Below are 7,584 nucleotides of genomic sequence, written 5' to 3'. Positions count from 1 at the left end.
CGGAGTTCATGTCGGAGTTTGAGGAGGCCTGTGAAGGTCTCGGCGTCAAGCTCTTCGTCCTTCCCCCGAGGAGCCCCAAGCTCAACGGTCACGTGGAGCGGATGCAGCGGACCTTCAGGGACGAGTTCTACACCCGGCCCTTACCCTCGCAGATCCCCGAGCTCCAAAAGAAGCTTGACGCTTACCTCGACCACTACAACCGTGAGCGACCCCACCGGGCCCTAAACGGCCTCGCGCCCCTGGAGTTCCTGGCTATGATGCAAGAGGAGTCGGCCCCCCAGTCTCACATGTGTTGACCGATTACATGGTACTGCTTTTTTCCGGGCTATCGGTTAAAATCTAAAACCGAAGCTATGCTGCGCACGCTGGGGGAGTTGTCGCTGGAGGGGCCGGAAACTCCTTTCCGTAAGAAGAAGCCCTTGCTGCTGCTGGTTTATCTGGCTTTGGAGGGCCCCCGTTCGAGGCGCCACCTGGCCGAGTTGTTCTGGCCGGGGGCCAGCGATGGCCTCAATAGCCTATCGGTAGCCCTGACCCAGCTGCGCACGGCGGGTGTGCAGCTAGAAGGTGAGGAGGTGCTGCGGGCCGAGGTGGCCTGTGACGCTGTAGCGCTGCAAAGTGCCCTTGCACGGGGGCAGCTTTCCGAAGCCCGCCGCCTCTACCGGGGCCGATTCCTGGAGGGGGCCGACGACGGGCTACCGGTAGAGCTGGAGGAGTGGGTCTGGGCCAAGCGCGAGGCCCTAGCCCAAGCGCTGTGGGCGGCCCATGTGCGCCAGGCCGAGGCGCTTTTTGGCCTGGGCTGGGCCGAAGAGGCTAGAGACCTTGTGCAGCAGGCCCGCACCCTGCCAGGTGTGGCTGAGGTGATAGAGGCCGAGCCGGAGCTAGCAGTCTTCGCACCGGAGGTGCAGCGGGCTTTTTTCGCCGTGCAGCTGGTGGGCCTGACCCGCGCGGTGGAGCTTCTGGGCCTCTCCGCGGAGGCCCTGGATTTTCTCATCGGGCGCGGGCTGCTCGACACCCAGGGCCAGCCCAAGCGGGCGGTGCCCCTTTCGGTGGAGGGCCGGAGGGTGGCTTTGGAACTGGCCCGCAAGCTTCCCCTTGGGGAGGCTGCTCCCCTGTACCAGCTGGCCCGCGCGCACTGGGAAGCCTCCGACCTGCCCCGCGGACGCAGTGCCCTGCTGCGCCTGGCCAAGGCCCAGGTGGAAGAGCGGCCCCAGGAAGCGCTAGCCCTGCTCGCGGAGCTGTCCCCCGACGCGGAACTCCTGCTCTTGCGGGCGCGGGCTCTGGAGCGGTTGGGCCGGTACAGGGAAGCCCTGGAGATGCTGGACGAGCTGCCCGATAGCCCGGAGAAAAGCGCCCTGCGCGGGAGTGTGCTCTTGCGGTTGGGGCAGTTTGCCGAGGCCCAAGTCGAGGCAGATCGGGCTGCCGGTGGAGGGGTATACGCCCAGGCCGAGTCCCTCAACCTGCAGGGCATGATGCTTTTGGGCCAGGGCCGCTTCCAGGAGGCCGCCGAGGCCTTTAGCCGGGCGGCGGTGCGCTTTCTGATGGCCGGGGAGGAGGTGCGCCACCTGGGGGCCTTGGGTAACCGGGCGGTGGCGCTGGCCGAGCTGGGCCAGGGGGAAGGGGCGTTTGCCGAGGTGCTCGAGGCCGTCGGGCCGCGGGAGGGGCTGCGGGCGCGGCTTTTCCTCAACCTGGGGGTGATCAAGGAACGCCAGGGCCAACCCGCCGAGGCGGAGCGGCTGTACCGGGAGTCGCTGGCCCTGGCCAAGGGCAACCTCGAGGCCATGGGGCGGGCCTGGAACAACCTGGGGGCCCTCTACCACCGGCAGGGGCGGTCCGCCGAGGCCAAGGCGGCCTACCAGGAGGCCTTACGCCTGGCCAAGGCGGGCCAGGAGTGGGTGCTGACCGCGGCGGTGCTGGCCAACCTGGCCGAACTCACCGGCGAGCGGGCCAGCTTAGAAGAGGCCATCGCCCTTTTGGAGGAAGCGCGCTACACCGTGCTGGCCGAGCGTTACCGGAGCCGGCTCGAGGCGTTCAGACTTAGTTAAGACCCCCTCTGCTACCCTCTAGGCACCCACGGCGGGCTAATGTCCCAGCCAAATCCTACGTTCCAAAATCCGTCTGCCGTGGGTAAGTTTGAGGAGGTACGTAAAATGTTAAACCTAAGACTGTTCTTGGCCTTGGCCCTGACGCTTTTCCTCGCGGCCTGCGGTGGTGGCACGCCCCCACCCCCCAGCAGCATCACCCTCACCGTGGAAGACCCCGCGAATAGCTTCGACGCCGCTGCCTACCAGGTGGGCTCCGGGAACTGGCAACCCCTTACCCTGAGCGGCACCTCCACTAAGACCGGCACCTTCAGCCTGGGGGGTCAGACCAAGTACGGGGTGGCGGTGAGGTGTAGCGGCCTGGAGGTCAAGGTGATCCAGGCCACCGCCAGCGAGTTGCCCAACCCCAAATTGGAGTGCAGCAGCGCCCCCGCCACCGTCTCCTTCACGGTGAACGTGAACGTAGACTCCAGCCTGATCGCGGGAGGGGATGAAGTTTGCGTGAACGGTCCTAGCTGCTCGCCAGCCGCAACCAATGTTTCGGTAACAGTCAGCACCGCGACTGGCAATCAGGATTTTCTGGTGACCCTGAGGGCTAGCGGAGGTTTCGTCAAGGTGGCCAAGGTCCTTAAGGGGGTCAACGTGGTGAGCGGAGGAAACGCAGCCGTAAGCCTGAGCACGTCCGACCAGCTCCCTCCGGTCAACCTGACCCTGCCCACGCCCCCCTCGGGCTATGCGCCGCTTATGGGTGCGCTCGCTTCCTACCTGAGCTCGAGCAACACCGGCGGGGGCACGGTGAACGCCTCGCTGACCAGCTACCGGCCCGTGAGTGGGTCTGGGGGTGGGGATCGCTACGCGACCGTAATTCAGACCAGTACCAGTGCGACCAACGCCTCGCTGCTGAGCATCCAGGTTTTCGGCTCCGGTAGTCCTAACCTGAACCTGCCTGCGCCGTGGCCTTCTGGTAGCGTAAGCGTGAACCCGCAAGCCCACCCCAGCGTAAGCGGCCTATCCCGAAACGATAACGGCCTGCAAGGTTACCGAATCTACCTCCAGATAGCAGCCCGGATTTACTACACCGCCACCCTTAGCAAGGGCTGGCTAGGAACCCAGACGAGCTACACCCTGCCCGACCTCTCAGCTCCCAGCTTGCTGGGGTACACTCCTCCCACGGGATCGGGCAGCTTTGGGGTTTCTGCCATCCTGAGCAACAAGAACCTGCTCGCCCTAGACCTCAACAACCCCAGCGCTTTCCAAGCAGGGGACTACCTCCAGGAGGCTACCGCTCAAACCAACAACTACACCGTAGGCGGTAGCTCCATCACCCTCCCCTAGCCATGCCTGCCTGGGTGCTGGACTTGAGCGGGTGTAGCGTTCTTTATGGTGATGAGGTGCCCCGTGCGCAGATGGTTCTGGTCGGTTTTGCTGCTGCTTTCCGCCTGTACCCCCTCCCCCAGCCTGAGTCTCTTTCCCAGCCGGGCCGCCCTGGGGGAGGAGGTGGAGGCCCGGCTCAGCGGGATGGGCTCGGAGGGAACCCAGGTCTTTGTGGGCGGGACCAGCGCCACGGTGACGGCGCGTGAGGGAAACACCCTGCGCTTCCGGGTGCCGAATGTCTCCGGTGGCCCCCAGGCGGTGCGGGTGGTGGCCGGGGGACAGGAGGCCCGGGCCACCCTGGGGGTGCTGGGCCAGGTAGACCGCCAGCGTATTCTCCTGCGGCTACCCCTGGGCCAGACTCCCAGGCTTCCTTCGGGCTTCACCCTGGAGCGCCGAAGCGACCTTGCGGCCTGCGGATTCACCCTGGCCGAACTGGGGTATGGGGGTGAGGCCCTGGGCCAGGCCCTGGCGGAGCTCGAGGCCCAGGACCCCAGCTACAAGGCCGACCCGGAGAGCCTGTGGAGCCTTTCCAGCTGGGGGGGTGAGGCCATTGGCGCGCCTCGAGCCCACAACCGAGGCTTGCGGGGCAACGGGGTGCGGGTAGCGGTCCTGGACACCGGGGTGGACGCGGCCGTTCTCCAGCTTCCTGGCTACGACTTCGTGGAGGAGGACCTCACGCCCCAGGACGCCTTCCCAGGCGGCCATGGCACTGGGGCGGCGGGCCTGGTGAAGGAGGTGGCCCCGGATGCCCAGATCGTCCCGGTGCGGGTCTGCGACGCTTCGGGCACCTGCCGCGCCAGCTGGGTGGTGCGGGGGGTGTGCTGGGTCCTGCAAAACCACCAGGGCCCCACTGTGCTCAACCTAAGCCTGGGGGGCGACACCCCGGTGGAAGCCCTCAAGATCGCTCTCCAGGCCGCGCTGGGCCAGGGCATCCCGGTAGCCGCCGCCGCGGGGAACCAGGGCAACCAGGGCAGTCCGGCCCACTACCCCGCAGCCTTAGATCTGCCGGGGCTGGTAGCGGTGGGGGCGCTGGAACCCGAACCGGGCCCCACGCAGGGCGGGCTGAGACCAGCCTCTTATAGCACCCGCGGGGCCTACGTGGACCTGGCTGCGCCGGGTACCGCCCTGGAGTGCGTGACTCCCGGAGGGGGGCAGGGCCAATGCACCGGCACCTCCTTCGCGACTCCCCTGGTGGCCGGGGCCATGGCCCTGTGGCTTTCCGCCCAGCCGAACCTCACCCCCACCCAGGTGCAACAGAACCTGGAGCAATACGCTAAGCCCCTTCCCTTCGCACCCCAAGAGGTGGGCAAGGGGATGGTGGACCTTTCCGTTAAGCCCTAGTCCTTGTTTTTCCATCGGGCCCCCGCACACCGGGGGCCCTTGGTGTTGGGTGGGCGTTCAGACTTTGTTCGGGCTGCGTTAAGACCCTCTGCGCTACCCTGGCGGCAGGTTTCCCCAGGGAAACCGAAAGGAGAAGAGCATGAAACAGCCTCTTTTGCTTTTGGCTTTGGCGGCAGGCCTCCTCGCGGGGTGCAGCGGGCCCCAAATGGCCTGCACGACGCCCATCTGCCCCGTGGCCCACTGGCCCCTGAACGAGGCCCCGGGGGCTACCTCGGTCCAGGACCTGGTGGCGAACCCCCTTTTCAACACCGGCACCCCCAAGCCCGGGCCTGTGGCGGCCTGGCCCAACTTCACCGGGCCCACCTCGGTTACCGGACAGTCCGGAGGAGCCCTCTACTTCCCGGGGAATGGGGCCACCTATGTGGAGGTGCCCTCCACCCCGGACCTCAACCTCTCCTACGGAAGCCTCTACCTCGAGGCCTCCGTGGCCCCGGTGCAGTGCGGGGCGGGTGCCTACTACCCCATCCTGGACAAGTGGAATAGCGCAAACGGGTACACCCTGTACTTAGAGGGCGCGGGTACGGGGCAGGCGCGGGTGGCCCTTAGGCTCGGCGGGGGAACCTTCACCTCCAGCCAAACCTTCCCCGCCAACTTCAACCCCAGCAACAGCAGCGGCACCTGGACCCAGGTAGCCGTGAAGGTGGACGGCACGAGCGGGGTCTTCTTCGTCAACGGCAACCCGGCCGGCACCTTCACCGCCCCCACGGGATCCACGAACAATCCCCTGCCCCTCTGGATCGGGGCCTTGCACACCCCGCCTTCGGGCTTCCACTGCGAGATCGCCTTGGATGAGCTGAGGGTGGGCAAGGTGAACCCTATCTACAGCGGCCAGTAAAGGAGGCAACCGTGAAACGCGCTTGGCTTTTTTCCCCTTTCCTGCTGCTCCTCGCGGCGTGCGGGGGCAGCGGCATCCAGCCTCTAAACGTGATCCTGGTGGATGGAATCGGAGAACCCCTTCAGCCCCTGGCTGCGGCCTGGCGGGTCGGCCCGCCCCCCTCCACCTCGGGCCTCCCCTGGAACGCCCTGCCCACGGGGCAGTCCAGCTGGGGCCTCCCCCTCCTCGCCAATAGCCGCTTCCAGGTGGCCTTCCGCTGCCCTAGTTCCGGTGGTACCGATTTCTACGTGAGCCTGGACCTAGTGCGAAGCGAAGTGGGAAGCAACCTGATGGTGCGCTGTCCTGTGGCCTATGCCAGCCCCACGGCGGCGGTAAGTGGGACCGTCTCCCCGAGCCTCGGCTCCGGGACCGCCTTCTCGGCCCGGGGTGCGCTGAGCTTCAGCGGGGGAAGCTTTGCCGGGCTCACCGCACCCTCAGGGCCGGGGCGGGAGGTAGCGGTCTTCGGGGATAGCGGGGGCACCCCCCACTTCGGCCGCACCGGTCCCGTCAGCATCCCGCCCACTGCGGTTACCGTCAGCCTAAGTCCTACAAATACCCTCAGCCTCACCACCCCGCCCGCCTTCTTCTCCTACGCCGGCCTCGTCCTCTCCACCTTCGTCCCGGTGGACCTGGTTCCCCCGAACTGGACGGGCACGGGAAGCCCCCAACCCGTGGCCCGGCCCAGTTCCCTATTTGGCGGGGACCTCTTCCAGTTCTGGACCTGCCACGGCTTTAGCTGCGTCATCCTGCGCAAGGACGCCGCCGATCCGGCGGTGGCCCCTGGAGCATCCGTGAGCCTCGCCGTACCCCCTCTAAGCCTCTCTGGAAGCCAGACCCATACCCCAAGCACCCTGCCCACCTTCAGCAACATCGCCTCGGGAGGGTTCAGCTCCAATCTCAACTTCCTGGGCTACGCCTTCTTCCTGGGCGAGCCGGGGGTGCGCTACTGGCGGCACTTCCTGAGCGCGGGGGCTCTGGGCAGCGCCACGAGCTACTACGTGGACGTGGAGCAGGCTCCTGGCTTCGCTGGGGTGGTGCCCTCCCCTGGGAGCAGCGTCCAGCTTCGGGCCACCGCCTTCGCCGGGGACCAACCCCTAAGCGCCCTCCTCGCCGCCCGGCCCATCCCCCAGGAAACCTTCCCCGGACACACCCTCTTCCTGGACCGGATGTGGCCCGTGCACCTCGAGGCTGCCCTCCTCCAAGGCAGCTTCACCTGGTAGCCGATTGCGCTATTGTAAAGCTTGCCGCAAGCGAAAAGCTTGCGGCAGCATACTTGGAATATGACGGTTACAGTTGCAGAGCTAAGAGGCTGTCGTAAAAGTCTACTATGCTTGAAGGATGGCTTCTACATGTAGATTTTACCCCAGCGACCTCTCGGATGCAGAGTGGGCCCTCCTGGAGCCCCTCATCCCCGCCCCCAAGCCAGGAGGCCGCCCTGCCAAAGTGCCTGGAAGGGAAATCGTCAACGCTATACTTTACGTCCTGAATAACGGCATCCAGGGGCGGGCCATGCCTCACGGGTCTACTTCCGCAAGGGGCAGAAGGAGGGGGTCTGGGAGCGGGTGGCCCAGGCCCTGGTCCGGCGTGACCGGGAGCGAGAGGGACGGTATGCCCCCCCCAGTGCCTTGGTCATGGACAGCCAGTCGGTGAAGACGGGGGAAAAGGGGGGCCCCGGGGAAACGACGGGGCAAAGAAAGTAAAAGGGAGGAAACGGCAGATTCTGACGGACACCGGGGGGCGTCTTTTGAAGGCCTTTGTCCATCCGGCTAACGAGCACGACAAGAGGGGTGGGCAGGCCTTGCTTTTGGGGATGGACCTTTCCTTGTGGCCCCGGGTGCGCAAGCTTTTCGTGGACTGGGGGTACCGGGGTCTTGCGGGACTGGCTTCCTCCCTGGG

At 66.4% G+C, this 7,584-nt stretch carries 6 protein-coding genes and 2 pseudogenes; all 8 read left to right on the top strand.

Going from position 1 to position 7,584, the window contains the following annotated elements:
* Positions 1-343 (top strand): annotated as a pseudogene (locus G552_RS15535) (integrase core domain-containing protein); the annotation flags it as partial.
* Positions 344-353: 10 nt separating this feature from the next.
* Positions 354-2,042, top strand: a complete 1,689-nt coding sequence (locus G552_RS0112885) for a tetratricopeptide repeat protein (RefSeq protein WP_027883393.1) — start codon at positions 354-356, stop codon at positions 2,040-2,042.
* 105 nt (positions 2,043-2,147) lie between these two features.
* Positions 2,148-3,374, top strand: coding sequence for a hypothetical protein (locus G552_RS0112880; protein WP_051195814.1), 1,227 nt, complete (start codon positions 2,148-2,150; stop codon positions 3,372-3,374).
* 63 nt (positions 3,375-3,437) lie between these two features.
* A complete protein-coding gene (locus tag G552_RS0112875; protein WP_027883391.1) occupies positions 3,438-4,754 on the top strand; it encodes a S8 family serine peptidase in 1,317 nt (438 codons plus the stop codon).
* A 139-nt stretch (positions 4,755-4,893) separates the two neighbouring features.
* Positions 4,894-5,649, top strand: coding sequence for a LamG domain-containing protein (locus G552_RS0112870; protein ID WP_027883390.1), 756 nt, complete (start codon positions 4,894-4,896; stop codon positions 5,647-5,649).
* An 11-nt stretch (positions 5,650-5,660) separates the two neighbouring features.
* Positions 5,661-6,908: a hypothetical protein gene (locus tag G552_RS0112865; protein WP_027883389.1), complete on the top strand. Its 1,248-nt coding sequence runs from the start codon at positions 5,661-5,663 to the stop codon at positions 6,906-6,908.
* Positions 6,909-7,026: 118 nt separating this feature from the next.
* Positions 7,027-7,338, top strand: a complete 312-nt coding sequence (locus tag G552_RS17115; RefSeq protein ID WP_084640446.1) for a transposase — start codon at positions 7,027-7,029, stop codon at positions 7,336-7,338.
* Positions 7,263-7,584, top strand: a pseudogene (locus G552_RS16980) (transposase); the annotation flags it as partial. The gene G552_RS17115 and the pseudogene G552_RS16980, both read left to right, overlap by 76 nt.

This window comes from Meiothermus rufus DSM 22234, assembly GCF_000423425.1.
In the GTDB taxonomy this organism is placed as follows: domain Bacteria; phylum Deinococcota; class Deinococci; order Deinococcales; family Thermaceae; genus Meiothermus; species Meiothermus rufus.
Note: the sequence above shows the minus strand (reverse complement) of the source record. Positions and strands in the feature narration are given on the sequence as shown.